Here is a 22035-nt window from a genome sequence, read left to right on the forward strand (position 1 = left end):
GTCTGTCTTTGTTTTGTCATTGATACTTTATAAATTAATTAAATTTCTTCTTTTAAGGCTGAAATCAAAATAAAGCCCCTCCTTGATCTCCGTAACATAAGAGGTAGGGAAGGTGCTTTTTGTTTTTCTTTGATTGGAATTTTATAATTCTTTAAATACAAGTGCATCTTTAATTAAACGATGAAGCACTTCAAGTTCTTTACTAGATAGGGATAACAAGGTTGTATCAATTTTCTCCAGAATATCGGTCTTTAATTTATCCTTTGAATAGTGCTTGTCATCCTCTAGCAGCTGTGAAGGTGTTATGTTAAGAGAATTTGCTATTTTGTCCAAGGTCTCTATCGTGATATTAACTTCCCCACGTTCGATTCTTCCCAAGTACGAATAATCTATTCGAAGTTGTTCTCCTAATTCTTCTTGGGTTAGTTTTTTTGCTTTCCGATATAAACGAATTTTTTTACCTACTCTTAGATTTATTTTGGACATTCATGCCACCTCTATTTAAGAGTAGGTATCTTATGTCCTGGAATGAAGAATACTTAACTACTTAATTCCAATTGTAAATTGGTGTTATATATCCTAAAATGAAAGTAGCATATGATAATAAGGAGAATAACATCTATGACACAACAACATGTAATTGAAAATGTGCTGCAATATAAAATGCGTGGTAAAGTTTCTTATTTAGGGAATGTCTCTGCTACATCTGTATTACAACTTACCTACGTAAAGCCTTTTGATCATCCATCCGGAAAGGGATATCAACGACCAGTGGATAGTAAAAGGTGTAATGATTTTGCTTTGTATCTCTCCAAAGGAGAAGATGCACTCTTTGCTCCAATCATGTTAAATGCTGAATCTCATTGGGACTTCAGCGCATATGACAAAGCCAGGCCACATTTAGGTCGATTGCTTTGCAAAGGCAAGGCATCCATAATGGATGGCCAGCATAGGGTTGGTGGAATTGAAAGATATACGCAAGATACAAACTCTGAGATCAATGTACCTTTCTTGGCATTTCATTATTTGGATGAAGATGAAGAGATCCATCTGTTTGACATTATTAACACAACAGCAAAAGGAATTGGAACTTCCTTAAGTAAATACCTACATCGAAATTCGGATGAATATAGTTGGATCGCAACACAACTTATAACCCGTGGTGACAGCCCCTTCCACTTTATAGGGACACTAACGGGAAAGCGTAGCTCTGGTCGACATGTTACTCTTCAGAATTTATACAAAGTAATTGAGGTGCTTACAAAGCCAGAAGGTCTTGCTAAACTGAACAAAGAAACAAAACTGGCCTTAATTCTCATATACTTTAACTCCATTAAGGAACAATTTAATACCGAATGGCTTAACTATAAAGGATATCGTTTAACACATATCGTTTGTCTTAATGCTTTGGCAATTGCAGGGGCAGAAATCCTTAATGAATCTATAAATCGGCAAAAGGGTAAATCGGATTACTCTTTTATTGAAAAATGTGTAAGAAAAATGAGAAATACAGAATGGTCTGCGGAAGGCCCGCTGAAGTATTTAAAAGGAATTAGTGGCTCTAAAATGCTTGCTCAAGATTTGATTTCAGAGGTCAAGTGAATCGAGAGAGACTCTAATGCAGATATGAGCCGCATTCATTTTGATTCATCATTTCATAAGAACCCGCGCCCAGCGCGGTTTTCCTATTTTAAGGAACCGATTCGAGAAATAGGACGAATTTATTGCTTCGAGAAAAGCGAAGTGTGCAATGCAAACCGAACCGTACTTTTGATCAAACCAAGAGAAGTTTAGCGATCCCCTCCTGACTAAGCAAGGTCTTCAAGATAAAATGTGTATTTTCAATTATAACAAAGGACAAGAACATGTTCCGCCAATACTTGGTTAGTTGACGGCAGATTTTCGTTCCATTTGAGAGATATAGGAGACCATATTCTAGGCTCAGAAGTTACATGGAGCCAGAAGACAAGAAAGCCACTTTGACTACCTAACATCTATAATATAGAATGAAATAATACAGAAGCTACCGGTAAATGCCCTACTATTTGGTAGGGCATCTTTAATTAATTTAGTTCTCTGAAAAGGAGTGAATTTATTGAGTGAACTGACCAATAAAATTATTCAAGATATAAAAAAAACGGGATTTCCATTTGAATTAAAAGCAGCAGAAATCATTAAGAAATGTGATTGGACGTTGTCTTATAACAATTTTTACATTGATAAAGATGAGAACAAAGGTAGGGAAATTGACTTAATAGCGGAATGTACTGTTGCGACTGAGGATTTTAATTCAACGCATTTCGTAGAAACTAGTATGATTTTTCCTATAGAGCTGAAACAAGCTAATCAGCACCCATGGATCTTTTTCACAACAGAACAAAATGTACATGAAAAATTTCATGATTTTTATTCAATTATTAAACATGAATCTGGATTTAATAGTTCGCATGGTAATCGTATTAGATTTATCCAGGAAATAACTAATTATCAAGGACGTTTGGCGAGATCTTTCTACGAGGCATTTACTAGAAATGCTGGGAGGGATGACATATTCAAAGCTCTGACGGGGGTGGTGAAAGCACTCGAACATCTTTATGAAAGTAGTTATTTAAGACCTAGAGAAGGTTCGGGAGATATTAATGATCTTGAAGATGATGATCCATTTTATTCTCATTTTTTACAATTATACGAGCCAGTAATTATTTTTAGAGGTGAATTATTTGAGGCACGGGTAGATGAGGAGGATGTCATAGTTAAAGATACAGATTATGTACTTGTGTCGTTTAACTACATATCACCCTATTACAATAGAGAGTTTAGTTACTTAGTTCATATTGTAAAAGAAGAGTATGTAGAAGAATTTTTTAGAGAAAAGAAAAATGGGTTACATAAGTTGCATGCAATATTAACAGATTCAGAATATGAAGTGGTAAGTTTATGATCTATGTGCGTAAGGATCGATGTGCGAGTCACGATTTTATTGCAGGAACAGAAGTGGTTTGGGATTAACCAAGAATTGTCGAGGGACAAGAACATAATCCCATTAAAGTCGCTATTTTAGTGGCTTTTTTATTTTATCAGTACAAGTTCGTGTCCAGAGACAAGGACACGAACTTGTACTGATTGCCGAAATTACGTAAGAGGATTTATTCATTAAATGACACTCCTATGGCAAAGTTAAATTGAATGTGAACTTGGTGCTTACGGAACATATGCACGTCGACATAACTGATTTTCTCATGTTTTAATCAAGGTTGACATTCAGTCAACAAATGTTACAAAATAAAGTTTAGGGAGGTTAAATAAATGGATGATAAAATGAATGATCAAGGTGGTACCTTTTTTTCGATTAAACGGATTTCTCGTGACTTAACACACCTCACCAACCAAATATGCGCTAAATTAGAAGACGGACTCTCTTCTGCCCAGATAGATGTATTACGCTGTTTATGGAAAACAGGAGATGGACTTACTCAAAAAGAGATATTGGAGAAGTTAAATATCCGTCCTGCATCGTTATCAAATCTTATTGACTGCTTGGTTGCAGGGGGTTGGGTGATCCGGAAGGTTGATTCAAAAGATGCACGTGTGAAAAGAATATTTCTTACAGAGACAGGTAAAGCGCAAGAAGAAAAGAATTTGCATACAATTGATGTTATTGAACAGAAAATGCAAGAAGGATTTACGAATGAAGAAATATCTTTAATGCGAGTCTGGCTACAACGAATGGAAAAAAATATTAAAAGATAATTTCTTGACAGAACTCTTTAACACGTCTTATTATTTAGTTTACCTAAATAAATATTATTGTATGATGAATTGAGGTGAATATGTTAATTATATTGAAAATAATGAGAAGAAACTCTGTTTATATATTTAGTAATACTAAATATTAGTTTAAGCTGTAGCATTGGCTAGCTAAGCTGTTACGAGTATCACTGAAGTAACAAAGCGTCCAATCATCTTGAAAGAAGCATACTACCCTTTTCACTAGAGTATTTAAAGTGTGTTTAATTTTTTGGAATGAGATGAAGATTCAAGTAATCATATTTCAGCTCAATATTTTCAGAATTACAAATTATCGATTACAAGGTGGATTAATAAAATGAGTAAAACTTGGAAACTACAAATATACTTGCTGACCCTGATCAGCCTTTTAGTCGGCACTTCGCAAAATGTCTTTGTGGGCATTTTGGACAAAGTTGCTGATTATGCTGGTGTAACCGTCTCTGCTGCTGGTCAGCTTGTTACCCTATTTGCATTAGCCAATGCAATAGGCACGCCTATCATTATTTTAGCAACAGCGAAGTTAGATCAGCGTAAACAGTTGATATTGGCTCTCTCTTTAACTGTTCTAGGAAGTGCTATGACGGTCATTTTTTCTGGTTTCGGATTTTTGATGCTGTCACGCATTGTACTCGGAGTTGGAATGGGAGTCTTTATTGTCACTGCCTTCTCCCTCGCAGCAAAATTATCACCACGAGGTCATCAGGCGAGTGCCCTGGCTACTGTGACAATGGGATTTAGTGCTTCTCTTGTCATTGGAGTCCCCATAGGCCGTTTCATTGCTGCATCATTCGATTGGAAGGTAATTTATTGGGGCATCGGTCTCTTATGTCTCCTAGCAATTTTTGCTGTCGCTAGAATGATTCCTGCAACAAAAAACGAAGCGCCAGTTCCTCTTAGCAAACAACTCGCACTTTTGAAGAATTCAAAGATTACTTTCTCTCTCTGCGTGACATTCTTTTTATTTATTGGTTACGCGGTATTTTATACGTATATTACACCTTTCCTGAATACCGTCTCACCGATGAGCGAACGAGCATTAAGTCTTACTCTACTTGTTCTCGGGATTGCAACATTAATTGGTTCCAAGCTCGGTGGATTTATGACGGACCGTTTAGGCTTCGCCCGTACACTATTTTTCGGTATGTCTGTTAATGCTCTTGCTCTTATAATGCTCTCTACCATAGCAGGGTCGTATATTGTCATTTTTGTTTTGCTTATGGTTTGGGCGATTGCTGCTTGGACATCAGGGCCAACCCTGCAGTACAACCTCGTCTCCATCGCTCCAGAGGCGTCCGGAATTATTCTTAGTTTAAACAGCTCCGTCTTGCAACTTGGGATGGCTACGGGTGCGGCTTTCGGAGGGCTGGTCACTGCCGGATTATCCATTCAATCAGTCAGTTTGGTAGCCGCTGCTTCAGTTGTCGTTGCAATTAGTATTTTTGCAATTTCATTCGCTTTGTTCCGTTCCAATGTCAAGACCAGATTAAACGGATAATACGCATGTTTCAACAAACAAGTTAAAATGAAAGGGGAAGATATACATGAAAGAGAAAAGACAACTTAAAATTGGTGGTACCATAGATGGAGTTGGGTGGAATTATATGGGTTGGCGTCACCCAGATATGCCAGCTAATGCTAGTGAGAGCATAGAGTACTATGTACAAAAAGCTAAAAGATTAGAAGAAGGAAAGTTTGACACTATCTTTTTAACTGACGTCAGCCATATAGGACCGAATATGATCCCACATTATCTGAGCATGTTCGAAGGTGTAACTATTCTCTCTGCATTAAGCATGGTGACTCATTCAATCGGGCTAACTGCAACCATTGCTACTTCCTATGCAGATCCATTCACCGTTGCCCGACAGATGGCTTCTTTAGATAAAATTAGTAATGGACGTGCAGGCTGGAATGCCATAACTTCAAATCCGGGAGGATTAGCAAATTATAGCCGCAACCATCTTTCAAAAGCAGATCTGTATCCTATGAAAAAAGAGTTTTTAGAGATAGTTGAAGGCCTATGGGACTCCTATGAGGATGACGCTTTTATTCGGGATAAGCAAAGCGGTATATTCTTTAATCCGAAAAAAATGCACGCTCTAAACTTTAAAGGGGAGTATTTTTCAGTGGATGGCCCGTTAAATATTAGCCGTTCGAGACAAGGAAGACCCGTGATTTTCCAAGCGGGCTCCTCTTCGGATTTCATGAATATTGCCGCAAAGCATGCTGACGGAGTATTCCTCCCTTCTGATGACTTAGAGGATGCTAAAGCATTCAGTCATGAGGTGAAGAGAAGGGTCGCATTAGAAGGCCGTTCGCCTGATGATTTCATAATTACACTCTCGCATAATCCGATTGTAGGACGTACAGATAGAGAAGCTGAAGAAAAATTTCAAGAATTAGAAAGCTTAATGCCTGGGTACAGAATACCCAAACCTAAATTTTTTGGTTCTGCAGAAAAAGTAGCAGATCAAATTGAACAATGGTATGAGGCGGGTGCGATGGACCTATTAAAGATCAGACAGGAGCATCCGTCAGGATTCGATGACTTCATCAATTTAGTTATTCCTATTTTGCAAGAAAAAGGAATCTTCCGTACGGAATACGAATCACATACTTTACGTGGTAATTTAGGTTTGCCCTATCCAGAAAATAGATATTCAATGTGAAAAAAATTAGCCACAGCTGTTGTGAACTCTTTTATATTTTGAATAACATTTAAATAAATCGTGGATAAGTTAAGAGAATATACTTGGTTCAGTGATAGGTTTTTACTAAGCTTAATCAGTTGAGGTGTTTATTATAAAAACCCGTTAATCTATGAAGTGATGATTAACGGGTTTTTGTTGCAGAAAATGCTGGAGAGTACATTACATCTATTGCTCACCATAAAATCATTGTAGCAGTAATAGGAATAATGAATGCTAACATGATGGGAAAGGATGCTACAGCAGCAAATGAAAAAGCAACGATGGAATTTTTATTGAATACAAAAGATGAAACTCCCGGATGCAAAGCCGTTACAGGATGGTCAAGGTAGCAAGATTGGTCGCTGGGTTTGGATCGGAAACAAAGAATTCCGGAGCAGATGTTAAGGAGTTTTAAGTCCTCCGGTGTGTACTATATCGCAGGAAAATGTATAAAATATTCTTAATTTTAGTTATTGTTTTAAGGTTTAATAGAGTATAAGAGTACTTTATGAAATAAATCAATTTACAAAAATCACGATATTACAGGCAGAGACCCCATTAGAAAGGAAAAAAGCAGAACAAAGGTCACCACCACCACACAATGTTTATGTACACTCATAGATATCAAAGTGTTACTTATGTACAGTACTATAGTTATGTACAGTTAACATAATGACATTTTTTAAGACAGACAAGGCTTTCGGATTAAAATAAGATTTATGTACATATGATTTTATGTAGATACTTTTAATTCCGTCCCTTCAGCGTCCATCAGCTTGCGAACTAATTCGACCAAATACAATCGATTGTCCATATGTATGTACACCTCCTGAATGGTTAATAGCGTGAACAAACTAGAGCGAGCGCTAACGAATCTGAGCCGTCTTATTCAAGGATTTGAAGCGCCCGCGGAAATCTAAGGAACCTGAGACACGCTATATCCGAATAAACAACCGTTTGCAGCGGTTTTGCTAGTGAATTTTGGGAAATAACGTGTCTGAAGTTCCTTACAATTTAGAAAGAGGACCTGGAGGCCGAATAAGACGTACTGTGTTCCTTAGAAAGTCGCAGACCCATCAACCAGGATCAACCAGCTTGGAATTCAAGACTTTTTAGATGCTGATATCCATCATCGTATAGCTTGCTTGAGTTTGAAAACACACAATAGTCTTGTATTGGCTTGATCCAATTCAATTCGTTCTATTTAAGAGTTGACTATAGTCCGGCATCACTCCATAAGTATAGCCAGATTGCCAAACTGCTCGCCTTTTTCCATACGCTCGAATGCTTTCGCTGTATCCTGCAACGGATAAACGCCATCGATTACAGGATGTATGTCATGTTGCTCCACCCATTGCAGCATCTGGACAAACTCCTCACGGCTGCCCATAGAGGTGCCGATCAGACGGATCTGTGGGAAAAAGATAGAGCGAATTGGTATGGACAGATCATCCCCTGAGCTTGCTCCATACATCACGATACGTGCACCTGGTCTGATTATATCAAAATATTTCGGGAACATGGCTTGTCCGATGCTATCCATGATGATGTCCACAGGTTCCAGATCATGCTGCAGATGCCAATCGGCATGACTATCCAATGCATGGGTAGCACCCAAGCGCAGTGCCTCATTTCTTTTGGCTTCACTTCTGGAAGTGACAGTCACCTGGGCACCAGCGGCTACCGCCATGAGTAGGGCATAGGTCGCTACACCACCGCCAATGCCGGGGATGAGGAGATGTTCACCTTGCTTCAATACGCCGCGAGTAAATAAGGCGCGATAGGCCGTCAGCGCGGAAAGGGACAGCACGCCTGCTTCCTCCCAGGATAGGTGGGCTGGCTTAGGCAGGGCATTTTCAGCAGGCAAGGTTATATATTGCGCCAGCGTTCCGTCCGTGGGACCCCCAACAATATCGGGTACGATCGGCACTTCAGATGTATGTTCCCAACCGAGCGTAGGATGGATAATGACTTCATCTCCTATTGCGAATCCTCTTACACCTTCGCCGATCTCAACGATGATACCTGCCCCATCGGAACCGGGAATAAGTGGGGTGTCCTGGGTTCCGCGTTCTGCCATGGTGAATAGATCCCGATGGTTGATTCCAGCGGATTTTAGTTGGATCAGCACTTCCCCAGCTTCTGGTGCCCGAGATGTTGACTCTGTATATTGAAGACCTGCAAGGCCGCTCTGGCCTGAATGAACGATAGCTTTCATATTCAATATTCCTCCTGTCTATGTAGCCAGACTTCGCTACTGAGCCTCATTGTACAGACGGGGCAGATTCACGTAAAATGAACAAAAATGATTGTCAGTATCATTGAAAATAATAGATAAGTATTTTGCATGAATCGCATGATGCAGAATACCGATATAACGACGAGCAGGTGATCAGGGTATGGATGCAGGTGATTTGAAAATATTTCAGGCGGTTGCCCGCGAAGGTAGTATCAGTAAAGCTGCGCTCACACTCAATTATGTACAATCCAATGTGACCACACGGATCAAACAGTTGGAGACTCAGCTACAAGTACCGCTGTTTCATCGTTCCAATCGAGGGATGTCGCTCACACCGGCGGGCGAGAACCTGCTTGTGTATGCGGATCGAATTTTGCAATTGTTATATGAAGCAGAGCAGGCCACGCAAGTGGGAACCCCACCAGCAGGCTTACTTCGTTTGGGCGCCATTGAGACAGCAGCTTCCACTTTTCTGACGCCACTTTTGGCTGAATATACTTCAAGCTACCCGGAGGTACAGCATTCGCTTGTCACGGGTGGGACGCATGAACTGAACCAGAAGGTGATTCAACATGAATTGCATGGTGCTTTAATATATGGCCCAATCGATCATTCTGAGCTGAACTATATGAAGATGTATGACGAGGAATTGGTGCTGGTCGCCGAACCTGGAACACATGAGCTACATGCTCTATTGTCCAGGCCGATGTTGTTTTTTGAGATCGGATGCACACATCGGACTCAGGCGGAATCTTTTTTGAGAGATCAAGGTATCCACTCACTGAGCGTCATGGAATATGGAACACTGGACACGATTCTGAATGGTGTATCTGCCGGGCTCGGCGTATCATTGCTGCCACGTTCTTCGGTTACCAAAGCAGAATTAAGAGGCGAGATTGCAGTGATGTCTTTGCCCGATCCATATTGCAGGTTGGAAGTAGGATTTGTGTATTCCCGTGGTGAACATATATCTAGTGCGCTGAGCGCTTTGGTACAGATCATTACAGAACCAGAACTATAAAGGAGTGAGTGATCTTGGAGGATACTGCGTTAACGCTCGCGGAAGCATTTAGTCAGGCAGACTTTATTATTGGCGGTCATGGCAGTCGCAAAGTGAAGGTGCTTCAGGACGTACTGGAGCAGATCGATGGGGAGCTATTCAGTGACCACTATGGTAACGGCCCCGTCATTGAAGAATTTCAGCAACAGATGGCTGACGTTCTCGGCAAGGAATCGGCGGTGTTTTTCCCAAGCGGAACGATGGCGCAGCAGATTGCATTACGGATCTGGTGTGACCGCAAAGGTGTGAAGCGAGTAGCTTATCACCCTCTATGTCATCTGGAAATCCATGAGGAAGACGGTCTGAAAGAGTTGCACCAGATTGAATCGATTTTACTTGCGGACAAGGACCGATTGATTCGTTTGCAAGATGTACAAGCGCTCGATCAGGACATTGCCTGCTTGCTGTTGGAACTGCCGCAACGGGAGATTGGCGGTCAATTGCCAGCGTATGAAGAACTGGAAGCGATCTCGGCCTATTGCCGTGAACGCGGGATTAAGCTACATCTGGACGGGGCGCGTCTGTTTGAAATTACTCCCTATTACCAGAAGACTCCTGCGGAGATTTGCAGTCTGTTTGATACAGTGTACGTGTCCTTTTACAAAGGCATCGGGGGCATTGCGGGGGCCATATTGGCGGGAGATCCGGATGTGATGCAAGAGTCGAAAGTATGGAAACGGCGGCACGGCGGAGATCTGATCGGCCTGTATCCGTATATTCTGAGTTCCCAGTACTATTTCAATGAACGGATTGGCAAAATGGAGCTGTATTACGAGCAGGCTCAAGAACTCGCCTCCCTACTGAATGCGTGTCACGGGATACATACATTGCCCGAGGTGCCAGTATCGAATATGTTCCATGTGCACTTTGCGCTGGCTGCTGTCGAAGTCGAACCGATTCTTGTGCAAATGGCTCAGCAGTATGGCATAGCAGTAACTTCGTATTTGAACAAGACGAGTGGGAACAGCTGCGCTTTCGAATTTTCTGCAGGAGATCGTTATGAGCAAGTTCCCCAGGACAAGCTGCGTGCAGCACTGGAATGGTTGGACCAAGAGCTGCGTAAACAGGTGAGATAAGAGCGGTGAGAGAAATATATAGTACGAAGTAAACAAAACGATGTTTATCTGCCTTGTCCACATGCTGGACAGGGTATTTTTGTGCACTTTTATACATCTTCCTATGAAAACCACTTTCATGAACGAGCATATGTCATTAGTCCAAAGTCCGATTTTTATCACGGGATTAACTTGAACAAGTGCATGAACCTGTAGCAAAAACAGGTATACCGATGTATTCCAACATTTTCTTTATCATGTAAAATATTAAAGGTAATATATTCCAAACAAGGAATGGGGAGCGAAACAAGAACGGTTCATAACATTAGGGGAAGAAAGGATGAAGATTATGTTTTCACGTCAAAAATGTACGCTAGCTGTAATGTCACTCGCGTTATCTGCAACACTGCTGGGGGGAAGTACCGCATGGTCTGGGGAGGCGTACGCAGCCGAAGCCGCCGATTCTGGCGTATCAATCACGGCTGTATTATCCGATATGCCTTCGGAATTGAGATCATCCATTGAGTGGGTGTATGCCAATCGCATGATCAAGGAAGGATCGGTCAATCGGAAGAACCTGATCTACGATCAGATTTTTGCAGGTCAAGGAACCATTAACTATGTTGTGCGCTGGCAATCGACCAAGAATGTGACCCTGCAACAGCGTAAGGATATTGAGAAGATGCTGGGACGGCAAATGAATAACTGGACGAAACATTTGAAGGGTTATGACGGTTGGCCTTATGGGGATATTGCGGTTAAAGTAGTCGGTTGGGCAGTAGCGAATCCGGCACAGATTCTGGACAAGCAATCAGATGAAATCATATATACCACCACAACTGTGGATGAGCTGAGCAAGTCTGATCCAAAAATCCCGGCAGCCTTGCCCTATGCACCTAACGCGTTGTCGCGATTTGAGCATTTTACGAATTCGAACTATGCCTATCCTGGCGGTTTGGACAAGCGGTTTGACATGTACCTGTGGGGAACGTCCAACTTCGGTGGCGGTGCTGGCGGAGACTGGGGGCAGCGGGTTTCCGATGATTACATTTTGAGAACCGTGAACAACACGGAAATTGAAATTACTGAACATGAAATTGGACATGGCTTCGGCATGCCAGATTTCTATGAAGTACCGGATCGTCCGCCGGGTGGCTTCCCTATGCCAACGATTATGTGGGCAGGCAATTCGTCTACCATTACAAATTGGGATGCCTGGTTGCTGCGCTATACATGGAGCCAGTTGAAAAAGGATACCGCACGTTTCCCGCTTGCGCCATCTTCCAATCAACCTGTTAATGTAGCTGCGAATGCCAAAGTGACGACATCGTATGTTTCTCCATGGGAAACGATTGCTGCGCTGAATGATGGACTGGACCCTGCACATTCCAACGATCGTACACAGGCGGTGTATGGGAACTGGCCAGAGATCGGTACACATTGGGTACAGTATGATTTGGATCGCACGTATACGGTATCACAAACGGATGTTTACTGGTTCAAGGACAACGGCGGTATTGATGTACCTCGCTCGTACAAAATTCAATACTGGGATGGAAAAACATGGCGTGATGTGAAGAACGCCAAAGGCCGTGGAACTCGTGCAGATACGTACAATACCACGACTTTTGATCCGGTGAGCACTACGAAAATGCGTCTTCAGATGGTATCCAGTGATGCTGCTTCCACGGGCATTCTGGAATGGAAGGTAACGGGTATTGCGTTGTAAGTTGCAGTTTATTTATAAGAATTGATCTGACTATACAGCGGCTGATCAGTGGCGAAAGTCCTGATTCAGCCGTTTTTTGCAGGAATAAATAGTTAAGTGACGAAAGGTACTGAAAGAGGTTGTTGAACACGTATTAAAAGGGGGAGTTCAAGTGGCATCGATAGAATTAGAACCGATTCGTGATCTTTTGGCGAAAGCTTATGATACGACAATGGGAGAAGGGTGTGCTCCTGAATCGCAAGAAAGCATTGTGGATTTTGAGCAAAAGCATAATGTGAAACTGCCCGGAGCGTATCGTGCGCTTTTGCTCGAATTCGGTGCATGTAACTTCGGCGATCCTGCTTTGTATTCCGTGAAAGAACTGGACTGGGCGTATCCCGAGTTTCTTGAAGCTTACTGTGAATATGAGAAAGAATACGAGCTGCCAGCTGACCTCCAGCCTTTCCCGATTGGTGGATTTGGTGAAGGAAGTATGGCTATACTGGATCAAAGCTCCGGCAAGGTACTGATGTTGATCCACGATGCAGGAGAACTGCCTCTTCGGGAGATTGCTGTGGATTTTAATGAACTAATGATAATGCTGGCTGAGTCGGCAATCTGGGTTCAGGAACAGATGAATTAACAGGATAGACGGAAGGAAGCACAACAGACGTATGGATATCCGAAAGTTAAGATACTTTATCACCGTGGCGGAGGAGCTTCATTTCCACCGTGCAGCAGAAAAATTAAATATGACGCAACCACCGTTGAGCCAGCAGATTCAGAATTTAGAGGAAGAGCTTGGTGTAAAGTTGTTGGAGCGTACGAGAAAAATGGTTCGTCTGACACCAGCAGGTGCCGTATTTCTGGAACAGGCCAGACTCATTCTGGCCCAACTCGAACGATCCATTCAGCTTACGCAAAAGGCAGATCAAGGCATTATCGGGCATATAACCGTAGCCTTTGTGGATTCGGCTTCAGGGAGCATCATGGTCGATGTACTCAGGAAATTTCGCGCTGCGTACCCTCAGATTGAATTGACATTACGTGAGATGACCTCGTCCCAGCAATTGCAGGCGCTGGAAGACGGACAGATCCATATTGGATTTTTGCGGTATCAGGAAGATACCGGGCATGTCTCGTTCCGTCCCTGTCAGATGGAAACGCTGATTGCCGTGTTGCCAGATCATCATCCGATGGCTTCTCAGACTCAAGTTTCGATTCGAGCACTGGCGGATGAAGATTTTATTTTATTCCCACGACATCTGGGTTCTCCATTTCATCGACTGGTTCTGGACTACTGTAGAGCACATGGCGTAGACCCTCGAATTACGCAGGAAGCGATCCAGATGTACACTATTGTGAATCTCGTTGCAGCGGGCATGGGGATTTCCATTGTTCCGTCATCGGTGGATGTGTTCCAACGGAAGGGTGTGGTGTTCCTTCCATTACAAGAAAATCCGCCCTCCGTACCGTTGTATACGGCATGGCGGACGGACATGAATCAGGAAGTGGTATCCCGTTTTATGAACTTCGTTGATGAATGTATTTAACCCGTCTTGGCTGGATCACGCTCAATCCACGGATTCAGTGTTTCATCAATACGAGACATGATCTCAGGGTCTAGCTTCACATCGGAAGCTTTTACATTTTCCAATACCTGCTCCGGCCGGGATGCACCGATAATGACGGAACTGACATACGAATGCTGGAGAACCCAAGCAACGGCGAGTTGAGGGAGCGTTAGCCCGATCTCTTTCGCCAATGGAACAAGCTCTTGCACAGCGGTAAGAACATCTTCGCGTAACCACTGACCAGCCAATTTATTGAAAAAGGGAGCTCCTGCCTCCCCAGCTGCACGTGATCCGGTGGGCAATGCTTCGTTAGGCGCATACTTGCCTGATAGTATGCCCTGAGCAAGAGGAGACCATGTGATCTGTCCCAGTCCTGCTTGATCGCTTGCGGGTACGACTTCTTGCTCAATCACACGCCATAACATCGAATATTGAGGCTGGCTTGCAATGAAGGGCACATGAAGTTCCCGCGCCAAAGCGGCTCCTCTTGCGATCTGATCCGCGTTCCATTCACTTACGCCAATGTAGTGCACTTTGCCCTGACGCACCAGATCGGCAAAAGCCAGAAACGTCTCTTCCAGCGGGGTATTGTAATCATAACGGTGAGCGTAGTAGACATCGAGATAATCAGTCTGTAAGCGCCGCAATGAACCATTGCAGGCTTCCATAATATGTTTCCGGGAAAGTCCTCGGTCATTATGACCTGTACCGGTCGGGTGACAGACTTTGGTGCACAGTTCAATACTTTCTCTTCGTATCCCCTTCAGTGCCTGTCCCAATACAACTTCGGCCTTAGTATTGGAGTATACGTCTGCCGTATCAAATGTGGTAATGCCTGCCTCCAATGCGGCCTGAACACAAGCCTCTGCTATTCCATCATTCACTTGCGCACCATGCGTAATCCAGTTGCCGAGTGAAATCTCACTAACGGTTAATCCACTGTTCCCTAATTTGCGATATTCCATTGATGCCGCCTCCCTAAGTAATCTGGACTCCATTGTAGCAATGACAGATTAATAGGTGAAATATCTTTTAACCCCATCTTTGATATGAAAAAGATATCAGTGAAACTACATTTTCTCCTGAATGTATTTACGATAGAGAGCGGGCGTAATTTCCTCAAACTTTTTGAATATTTTAATAAAATATCCCGATTCATTGAATCCCAGCTCGTCACTGATCTGTGAGACAGGCATGTCAGTGACCTCCAGCAATTGCTTGGCCCACTTGATTTTGAGCCGTGCCAGGTAGGTTGTGAAGTTCTCACCGGTTTCCTTGGCAAACAGCCTGCTGAAATAACTCGGACTCAGGTGGCATAGATCGGCCATTTGTTTGAGTGAAACCTGCTCACTCTTGTGGCTGTGAATGTATTCAAAAGCAGGCTGGAGCACCGGGCTGGAGCTTTCCGTATCACTTGGGCTGTTTTTGAGATAGGCATCCGCAATCGCATTGGTCATCTCTTTTTTGATCGACTCGATATTGCGAATGGAGTAACCCGGCAGAATGGTGGAGAGGTTCAGCGACTCCTGATTGCCTGAAGCTTTCTCGAACATTTCCACTAACAGATTTTTGTTGAGTGCTTCTTCAACAATATAGTTGCAGAGCAGGGATAACATGTTGGAGATTTTTACAATCTCTTCATAGGTCATCACAGGTAGCTGGGCGTAATCGTCCTTTAATTCCTCCAGCTTGGCTGCATGCATGGGCACGTTCTTGGACGTGACAATCTGTTCTAGATCACTACCCTTTTCCGGATCGGCCAGCTTCACTTGTCCTGCCATCACGGCACCGATATATTTGCCATCGATTGTGATTGGAATCGCGATATCAATAATGTTGAAATGGCATAGATAGACATAGGGCTCATTCAACCGAACCGCTTCCAGACCGCCGCGCGAATCACATTTTTGGCAGTAGGGGAGAAGTTCGGGGTCTTTGCGTACATTCTGGCAGAAGGCCTGACAGCTGCTGTGACTGGTTATGGGAATGCCTTTATAGTCAACGGTAAGGATCGCGAGTTTGGTAACTGTGGCAAGAGAATCCTGTAGACGCTTCCATTTATTAAGGTCGAGAATTTTATTGATATGCAGATATTCTTTAATCATTGGATGAAACCTCCATAGCTAACCTGATTCATGATGTAGGCCGTTAAAAGTTAGCAAGTTGTACATATTAAGATGTAAGGATGACGGGTAATGTATAATGGGAGGTCAAAATTCAACCATCTCATGACAATAACATACCATGATTGCACTAAAAAGCAAAAATTTACGATTGAAAATTATAATAATTTGTTATCAAAGTCCACTGTAAACCTGTTGCTCATGCGTTATATTAAGGTCAATTGTAAGAAATTAAAATTTGATCTAATCACTACACTATTTCATATCCTTAGGAGGCATATAATCATATGAGAAAAGCATTTATCAGCCCAACCAAATATGTACAAGGCGAAGACGAGTTGTTGAACCTGGGGTACTTTGTTAAATCCTTCGGAGAATCGGCCTTGCTGATTGCACATCCGGATGATGTACAGCGTGTCAAAGCGAAGCTGGATGCAACAGCAGAGAAATTCAATATTACGTTTGTTGAAAGCGGTTTTAAAGGGGAATGTTCCCGTGAAGAAGTTGCACGTCTGCAAGCGATCGCGAAGGAAAAAGGATGTGACTCTACCATCGGTCTTGGTGGCGGTAAAGCCATTGATGCTGCTAAATGTGTAGCCGAAGGCGAAGCACTGATCATCTGCCCAACGATTGCGGCAACAGACGCACCGACAAGTCACTCGGCTGTATTGTACACACCGGATGGTTCTTTCGATGACTATGCTTACTTCAAACAAAGCCCAAGTGTGGTACTCGTTGATACAACGGTAATCGCTAACGCACCAACACGTTTCCTCGTATCCGGTATGGGAGATGCGCTCTCTACATACTTCGAAGCAAGAGCAACAGCGAAATCCTATTCCCGTGTAAACGCAAGTCTGCCAATGGGTTCACGTGAAGGGTATACACCATCTGCAGTAGGTACAAATGCGGCACTCGCATTGGCAAAACTGTGTTATGAAATGCTGCTGACTGATGGAGCAAAAGCGAAAGTAGCCAGTGATAGCAACGTCGTGACTCAAGCGCTGGAAAACATTGTTGAGACTAACATTCTGTTGTCAGGTCTTGGATTCGAAAGTGGCGGTCTGGCCGCAGCACATGCGATCCATAACGGTTTGACTGTTCTGGAGGGCACACATCACTTCTTCCACGGTGAAAAAGTATCCTTCGGTACGATTGCACAGCTCGTCCTTGAAAATGCACCAACCGAAGAGCTGCATGAAGTTATGGACTTCTGTCTCGAAGTGGGACTGCCGATCAGCTTGGCGGACATCGGTGTAGATACCATTAGTCAGGAAGAGCTGTTGAAAGTTGCAGAGATCGCTTGTATTCCGGAAGAATCCATTCACGCCATGCCGTTCCCGATCACCGTTCCTGAAGTGGCTGCTGCCATTGCAGCGGCTGACCGTATGGGACGGGAGTACAAAGCAGCTCGTCGGGAGGCAAAATAATGAAGAAAATTATTAACCAAGCTGAGAATGTGGTTATGGAAATGTGTAACGGGATTGCGCTTGCGCACCCGGAGCTTGAGTTCCTGAAAAAATATAAAGTTATCAAACGCAGAGAGATTCAGGCCGATAAAGTCAGCCTGATCAGTGGCGGTGGCAGTGGACATGAACCAGCTCACGCAGGTTATGTGGGTAAAGGTATGCTGGATGCAGCGGTGTGTGGAGATGTGTTCGCATCTCCTTCCCAAATCCAGGTGTACCAAGCAATCAAGGCAACAGCCAGCAACAAGGGTACACTCTTGATCATCAAGAACTACAGCGGCGACATGATGAACTTCAAGAATGCAGCGCATCTGGCAGAAGAGGATGGCATCGACGTACAGTATGTGCGTGTTGAGGATGACATCGCTGTACAAGACAGCTTGTATACGGTAGGGCGTCGCGGCGTTGCCGGCACTGTACTGGTTCACAAGATTGCCGGAGCAGCAGCGGAAGAAGGCCGCAGTCTGGCAGATGTGAAATCCGTTGCCGAGAAAGCAGCTCAGAATGTTCGCAGTATTGGTTTTGGATTCACATCCTGTACCGTGCCAGCCAAAGGCACGCCTACATTTGAAATTGCTGAAGATGAGATGGAATTCGGCGTAGGGATTCATGGTGAGCCAGGAATTCGTCGTGAGAAAATCGTATCTGCGGATGAATTGGCAGGACGTATGGTTGAAGCATTGCTCGCAGACATGAAGCTGGATAAGGATGCATCCGCTGAGATTGCGGTGCTCGTGAATGGTTTTGGTGCAACACCACTGCAAGAACTGTACCTGCTCAACAATTCCGTTCAGCGTGAGCTTGCAGGGCATGCAGGTCTGAAGGTCGCTACAACGTTTGTAGGCAACTACATGACAAGTATCGATATGGCGGGTGCATCGGTTACGATCCTGAAACTGGATGATGAACTGAAGTCATTGTTGTTCAAGGAAAGTGATACCCCTGCATTTAAAGTATCTGGCCCTCCGGTAGCACAAGTGGCGTATTCCGAGGCTCTGGAAGCCGTTGTGGGTGAAGACGCTCCCGTATCTTACGAAGTGGAGACGGATGCATCAGCTGCGGTAATCGAAGGCAATCAATTTTCATTGGACAATGTCGTCTATCTGATCGATAAAATGGGTGAGATCATCATCAAGAACGAAGTGCCATTCTGTGAACTGGATTCCCATGCCGGGGATGGCGATTTCGGTATGAGTGTGGCCAAAGGCTTCCGCCAGTTGAAACGCGAATGGAATCATATCATTAACGAAGATAAAAAAGATATCGGTTCATTCCTCGATGCGTGTTCCCTGGTCATCATGGAATATTGTGGCGGCGCATCCGGCCCGATCTGGGGTTCAGCATTCCGTGCGGCTGGCAAAGCAGTAGGGGATAAACAGCAGTTGAACGTTGCTGAATTTGCTGACATGATCCATGCAGCTGTGCAGGGGATTCAATCCACAGGAGAACGCTCCTTCGGACGTGGTGCAGTTGTAGGCGACAAAACCTTGATCGATGCACTCGTTCCGTGTGCTGATTCCTGGACACAAAGCGCAGAGTCTGGCGATGACTTCAAAACCGCATTTGCCAAAGGTGCAGCAGCTGCCGTTGAAGGTGCGAAGAAAACCGAAGACATCGTGGCACGTATGGGCCGCGCGGGTACTGTCGGCGATCGCAGTCTGGGCTACCCTGATGCTGGCGCGTATGCGCTGGGTGTTATTTTCACAGAATTGTCCGAGTCGATGAAATAAGGAATCATATCGTTCTAGATGAATTGAACTAAACATTTACACGAGAACGTAGAGGACAGAAACAACCTGAAGAAGCGGAGCTAAAAGCTTTCTGCAAGAAAGCTACTTCGGAAGCATACACCTCGCCTTTATCACCAGATTTTCCCCTTTGTAAAGCCTGATATAAAAATCTGGGGATAACAGCGATCAGAAGGTTGTTCTGTCATCGGAGTGGCAAGTGTAAATATTCTTTAGTTCAATTTATATAGATGAATTATTGAAAAAAAGAATAAAAGAAATAGGACAATCCTAATTGCTTTAGGAGTGTCCTATTTTTTTGAATATCGTTTAACTCCAGAATTTTTAATCACTTCGTGCTTCGATAGCTGTCACAACCGGCTCAAGGAAGCGTCCGGACTGGTCTAAATCTGTCTTTGATTTCTCTGCAATAACGTGTTGTTCCTCCGTATGATATAAAATGACGGCACGATACTGACTTTTTCGATCAAAAGAATTGAATGAGGCCAACTACGAATTCATACACAAAATATAGAGCAAATCCGAGCAACATGATACCAGCAATGACCGAAACCCAACGAATCATTTGGCGGCTCATTACTTTTCTGGTTACGGAAACAATAGATAACAGGCCTAAATCATGAATCAAAATTCCGCTCATTACTCCAAATGCTGCAATGGCAAAGCTTCCTGAATGGGAAGAACTATAGGATTGGGAAAGAACCGCACCAAATACGGAAACCCAAAATACTAAGTTACCAGGTGATACTGCAACAAGCAATCCGTTTCGATATGTACTAAAAAATGATTTCTGTGTCTTTTCATCTGCCGGAGTGATATCTTTATCGGCATTTTTAATTGAATCGTAACCCAGATATGCGAGGAACCCTGCACCTACGATCCAGAGAGGTGTTTGAACATACGGCAAGGCCAGTACGGAAGCAAAGCCGAAGTACAGAGCAAGTATAAGTAAAATGTCGATGGTCATGCCACCAATACCGACGGCCCATCCGTGAATAAACCCATTTTTCAATCCTTGCTTTGTCATTTCTACTGTAATTGCTCCAACAGGCATGGCTATGGCAAGACCGATTAAAAAATACTTAAGATAAATATCCATTGAACATATCCTTCCACATCTATGATTCATTTTTACTGTATACAATAAAAGTGTATTTTTTAATTTACAATATACACTTGGTAATATCAAGCGGTCACTCAATGATAGAGTTCAGATGGATGCAGATTGTTCATTGTACATCATTATAAAATGTTGTTTTTTTATGCATATAAATACATAGAATAGAATATTTGGTTCATAATTTCGCCATGAATTAAAACAATTAGGTTGTTGAAAATGCCGTCTAACTTGTTATAATATAACCTATTGATATTGATAATCACTATCATTTGTTGTTTTGTTACTCAGCACTACCGTGAAAAGGGGTTAAGATTATTTTCTAAATTTACGTCTGAGGAGGTATATGATACTGAGTTTATCCAACGCAGTACGCTGAGTGGGAATCCAAATTTTCTAAATCTAGGGGGATATAAATTACATGAGAAAATCTATTTCTTCAAAATTAATGTTTATCATGGTTGCAGCTTTAACTTTGGTGTTGGCAGCTTGTTCAAGTAATGAACCTGCTACGACGGATACTGCGAATACAGAGGCTACAACTTCCGATGCTGCTACTACAGCTACACCCACAACTGTTGAAATTACGGATGCTCATGGAACGGTAACTGTGCCAGTAAATCCAACGAAGATCGTTGCTCTGGATAACAGAACATTTGAGACGCTGTCCACTTGGGGTGTCAAATTAGCAGCAGCGCCGAAGGATGTAATGCCTGCGGATTCACCATATGTGGCGGATGAATCGGTACAAAATATTGGAAATCATCGCGAACCAAATCTTGAACTATTGGCTTCGATACAGCCTGACCTTGTCATTGTTGGTCAACGATTTGCTGGCTTCTATGAAGACATCAAAAAATTAGTGCCTAATGCAGCAGTGATTGACCTTAATATTGAGCTTGAAGAAACAGCATCACCTGGAGATAACTTTGTTAATGGCCTTAAAGATGCAACAACCAATTTAGGGAAAATTTTTGAGAAGCAAGAAGAAGCTAGCCAGCTGATTGCTGATTTTGATAAAGCTATTGAAGAAGCTAAGGCTGCTTATAACGGTGAAGATAAAATTATGAGTGTTGTCGTTTCTGGTGGAAACATCGGTTTCTCGGCTCCGCTTACTGGACGTGTATGGGGACCATTGTATGACATTTTCGGCTGGGTTCCGGCACTAGAAGTGGACAAATCTTCTTCTGATCATCAAGGTGATGATATTTCTGTTGAAGCGATCGCGCAAAGCAATCCGGATTGGATTTTCGTACTGGATCGGGATGCAGCTGTATCTGCTGAAGAAGGTGCCGTTCCGGCTCAGGACGTTATTGATAACTCACCTGCTCTGCAAAACACCACTGCTATTACTCAAAAACAAATTGTTTATGCTCCAAACGACACGTACACCAATGAATCCATCGAAACGTTCTTGGAGTTGATTAACAATCTTACGAAAGCTCTAGCTAAACAGTAAAAGG

Annotated in this window: 19 protein-coding genes; 13 read left to right on the top strand and 6 right to left on the bottom strand. The window is 43.1% G+C overall.

Features of this window, described 5'->3' with window-relative positions:
• Nucleotides 1–141: 141 nt before the first annotated feature.
• Complete coding sequence (locus tag NYE45_RS04525; RefSeq protein WP_340015782.1) at nt 142–486, bottom strand: helix-turn-helix transcriptional regulator; 345 nt, start codon at nt 484–486, stop codon at nt 142–144.
• 135 nt (nt 487–621) lie between these two features.
• Between NYE45_RS04525 and NYE45_RS04530 the strand changes: the two genes are divergently transcribed.
• From NYE45_RS04530 to NYE45_RS04550, 5 genes are all read left to right on the top strand, one after another.
• Nucleotides 622–1602, top strand: a complete 981-nt coding sequence (locus tag NYE45_RS04530; protein ID WP_340015783.1) for a DGQHR domain-containing protein — start codon at nt 622–624, stop codon at nt 1600–1602.
• Between the two features lie 493 nt (nt 1603–2095).
• The gene (locus tag NYE45_RS04535; protein ID WP_340015784.1) at nt 2096–2941 is read left to right on the top strand and encodes a hypothetical protein; all 846 of its coding nucleotides are present in this window, start codon (nt 2096–2098) and stop codon (nt 2939–2941) included.
• A gap of 365 nt (nt 2942–3306) precedes the next feature.
• A complete protein-coding gene (locus tag NYE45_RS04540; RefSeq protein WP_264926902.1) occupies nt 3307–3750 on the top strand; it encodes a MarR family transcriptional regulator in 444 nt (147 codons plus the stop codon).
• Nucleotides 3751–4105: 355 nt separating this feature from the next.
• Nucleotides 4106–5284 carry an MFS transporter gene (locus NYE45_RS04545; protein WP_340015785.1) on the top strand — a complete coding sequence of 393 codons (1179 nt, stop codon included), beginning with the start codon at nt 4106–4108 and terminating at the stop codon, nt 5282–5284.
• A gap of 46 nt (nt 5285–5330) precedes the next feature.
• A complete protein-coding gene (locus NYE45_RS04550) occupies nt 5331–6458 on the top strand; it encodes an NtaA/DmoA family FMN-dependent monooxygenase (protein WP_340015786.1) in 1128 nt (375 codons plus the stop codon).
• A gap of 1249 nt (nt 6459–7707) precedes the next feature.
• Here NYE45_RS04550 and NYE45_RS04555 read toward each other — a convergent pair.
• Entirely contained in the window at nt 7708–8697 is a 990-nt protein-coding gene (locus NYE45_RS04555; RefSeq protein ID WP_340015787.1) for a zinc-binding dehydrogenase, read from the bottom strand.
• A gap of 181 nt (nt 8698–8878) precedes the next feature.
• Here NYE45_RS04555 and NYE45_RS04560 point away from each other — a divergent pair, with 181 nt between their 5' ends.
• The 5 genes from NYE45_RS04560 to NYE45_RS04580 all read left to right on the top strand — a co-directional run bounded on the left by NYE45_RS04560 (nt 8879) and on the right by NYE45_RS04580 (nt 14094).
• A complete protein-coding gene (locus NYE45_RS04560) occupies nt 8879–9739 on the top strand; it encodes a LysR family transcriptional regulator (protein WP_340015788.1) in 861 nt (286 codons plus the stop codon).
• Nucleotides 9740–9753: 14 nt separating this feature from the next.
• A complete protein-coding gene (locus NYE45_RS04565; protein WP_340015789.1) occupies nt 9754–10854 on the top strand; it encodes a beta-eliminating lyase-related protein in 1101 nt (366 codons plus the stop codon).
• Between the two features lie 319 nt (nt 10855–11173).
• Nucleotides 11174–12562, top strand: coding sequence for a discoidin domain-containing protein (locus NYE45_RS04570; RefSeq protein WP_340015790.1), 1389 nt, complete (start codon nt 11174–11176; stop codon nt 12560–12562).
• Between the two features lie 151 nt (nt 12563–12713).
• On the top strand, nt 12714–13184 hold the full coding sequence (locus tag NYE45_RS04575) for an SMI1/KNR4 family protein (protein ID WP_340015791.1): 471 nt from the start codon (nt 12714–12716) through the stop codon (nt 13182–13184).
• A gap of 31 nt (nt 13185–13215) precedes the next feature.
• Entirely contained in the window at nt 13216–14094 is an 879-nt protein-coding gene (locus NYE45_RS04580; RefSeq protein ID WP_340015792.1) for a LysR substrate-binding domain-containing protein, read from the top strand.
• On the opposite strand, the gene NYE45_RS04585 is transcribed toward NYE45_RS04580, so the two are convergent.
• Complete coding sequence (locus NYE45_RS04585; protein ID WP_340015793.1) at nt 14091–15080, bottom strand: aldo/keto reductase family protein; 990 nt, start codon at nt 15078–15080, stop codon at nt 14091–14093. The genes NYE45_RS04580 and NYE45_RS04585 overlap by 4 nt on opposite strands.
• Nucleotides 15081–15185: 105 nt before the next feature.
• Nucleotides 15186–16220, bottom strand: coding sequence for a PocR ligand-binding domain-containing protein (locus tag NYE45_RS04590; RefSeq protein WP_340015794.1), 1035 nt, complete (start codon nt 16218–16220; stop codon nt 15186–15188).
• Between the two features lie 305 nt (nt 16221–16525).
• Between NYE45_RS04590 and NYE45_RS04595 the strand changes: the two genes are divergently transcribed.
• Complete coding sequence (locus tag NYE45_RS04595) at nt 16526–17668, top strand: glycerol dehydrogenase (protein ID WP_076333049.1); 1143 nt, start codon at nt 16526–16528, stop codon at nt 17666–17668.
• Nucleotides 17668–19437, top strand: coding sequence for a dihydroxyacetone kinase subunit DhaK (gene dhaK / locus NYE45_RS04600; RefSeq protein ID WP_340015795.1), 1770 nt, complete (start codon nt 17668–17670; stop codon nt 19435–19437). The genes NYE45_RS04595 and dhaK overlap by 1 nt, the downstream gene beginning before the upstream one ends.
• Nucleotides 19438–19779: 342 nt before the next feature.
• On the opposite strand, the gene NYE45_RS04605 is transcribed toward dhaK, so the two are convergent.
• The gene (locus tag NYE45_RS04605; RefSeq protein WP_340015796.1) at nt 19780–19944 is read right to left on the bottom strand and encodes a peptide-methionine (S)-S-oxide reductase; all 165 of its coding nucleotides are present in this window, start codon (nt 19942–19944) and stop codon (nt 19780–19782) included.
• Nucleotides 19922–20554, bottom strand: coding sequence for a LysE family transporter (locus NYE45_RS04610; RefSeq protein ID WP_145146180.1), 633 nt, complete (start codon nt 20552–20554; stop codon nt 19922–19924). Before NYE45_RS04610 ends, NYE45_RS04605 begins: the two co-directional genes overlap by 23 nt.
• A 439-nt stretch (nt 20555–20993) precedes the next feature.
• On the opposite strand from NYE45_RS04610, the gene NYE45_RS04615 reads away from it, so the two are divergent.
• Entirely contained in the window at nt 20994–22031 is a 1038-nt protein-coding gene (locus tag NYE45_RS04615) for a siderophore ABC transporter substrate-binding protein (RefSeq protein WP_340015797.1), read from the top strand.
• The last annotated feature ends 4 nt before the right edge of the window (nt 22032–22035 follow it).

It is taken from the genome of Paenibacillus sp. FSL K6-1318 (assembly GCF_037976905.1).
GTDB classification, from domain to species: Bacteria; Bacillota; Bacilli; order Paenibacillales; family Paenibacillaceae; genus Paenibacillus; species Paenibacillus amylolyticus_A.

Bases quoted from the DNA above. Each gene is read 5' to 3' on its own strand.
- NYE45_RS04525 (WP_340015782.1), bottom strand. From the start codon at position 486: ATGTCCAAAATAAATCTAAGAGTAGGTAAAAAAATTCGTTTATATCGG.
- NYE45_RS04530 (WP_340015783.1), top strand. From the start codon at position 622: ATGACACAACAACATGTAATTGAAAATGTGCTGCAATATAAAATGCGT.
- NYE45_RS04540 (WP_264926902.1), top strand. From the start codon at position 3,307: ATGGATGATAAAATGAATGATCAAGGTGGTACCTTTTTTTCGATTAAA.
- NYE45_RS04545 (WP_340015785.1), top strand. From the start codon at position 4,106: ATGAGTAAAACTTGGAAACTACAAATATACTTGCTGACCCTGATCAGC.
- NYE45_RS04550 (WP_340015786.1), top strand. From the start codon at position 5,331: ATGAAAGAGAAAAGACAACTTAAAATTGGTGGTACCATAGATGGAGTT.
- NYE45_RS04555 (WP_340015787.1), bottom strand. From the start codon at position 8,697: ATGAAAGCTATCGTTCATTCAGGCCAGAGCGGCCTTGCAGGTCTTCAA.
- NYE45_RS04560 (WP_340015788.1), top strand. From the start codon at position 8,879: ATGGATGCAGGTGATTTGAAAATATTTCAGGCGGTTGCCCGCGAAGGT.
- NYE45_RS04570 (WP_340015790.1), top strand. From the start codon at position 11,174: ATGAAGATTATGTTTTCACGTCAAAAATGTACGCTAGCTGTAATGTCA.
- NYE45_RS04580 (WP_340015792.1), top strand. From the start codon at position 13,216: ATGGATATCCGAAAGTTAAGATACTTTATCACCGTGGCGGAGGAGCTT.
- NYE45_RS04585 (WP_340015793.1), bottom strand. From the start codon at position 15,080: ATGGAATATCGCAAATTAGGGAACAGTGGATTAACCGTTAGTGAGATT.
- NYE45_RS04590 (WP_340015794.1), bottom strand. From the start codon at position 16,220: ATGATTAAAGAATATCTGCATATCAATAAAATTCTCGACCTTAATAAA.
- NYE45_RS04595 (WP_076333049.1), top strand. From the start codon at position 16,526: ATGAGAAAAGCATTTATCAGCCCAACCAAATATGTACAAGGCGAAGAC.
- dhaK (WP_340015795.1), top strand. From the start codon at position 17,668: ATGAAGAAAATTATTAACCAAGCTGAGAATGTGGTTATGGAAATGTGT.
- NYE45_RS04610 (WP_145146180.1), bottom strand. From the start codon at position 20,554: ATGGATATTTATCTTAAGTATTTTTTAATCGGTCTTGCCATAGCCATG.
- NYE45_RS04615 (WP_340015797.1), top strand. From the start codon at position 20,994: ATGAGAAAATCTATTTCTTCAAAATTAATGTTTATCATGGTTGCAGCT.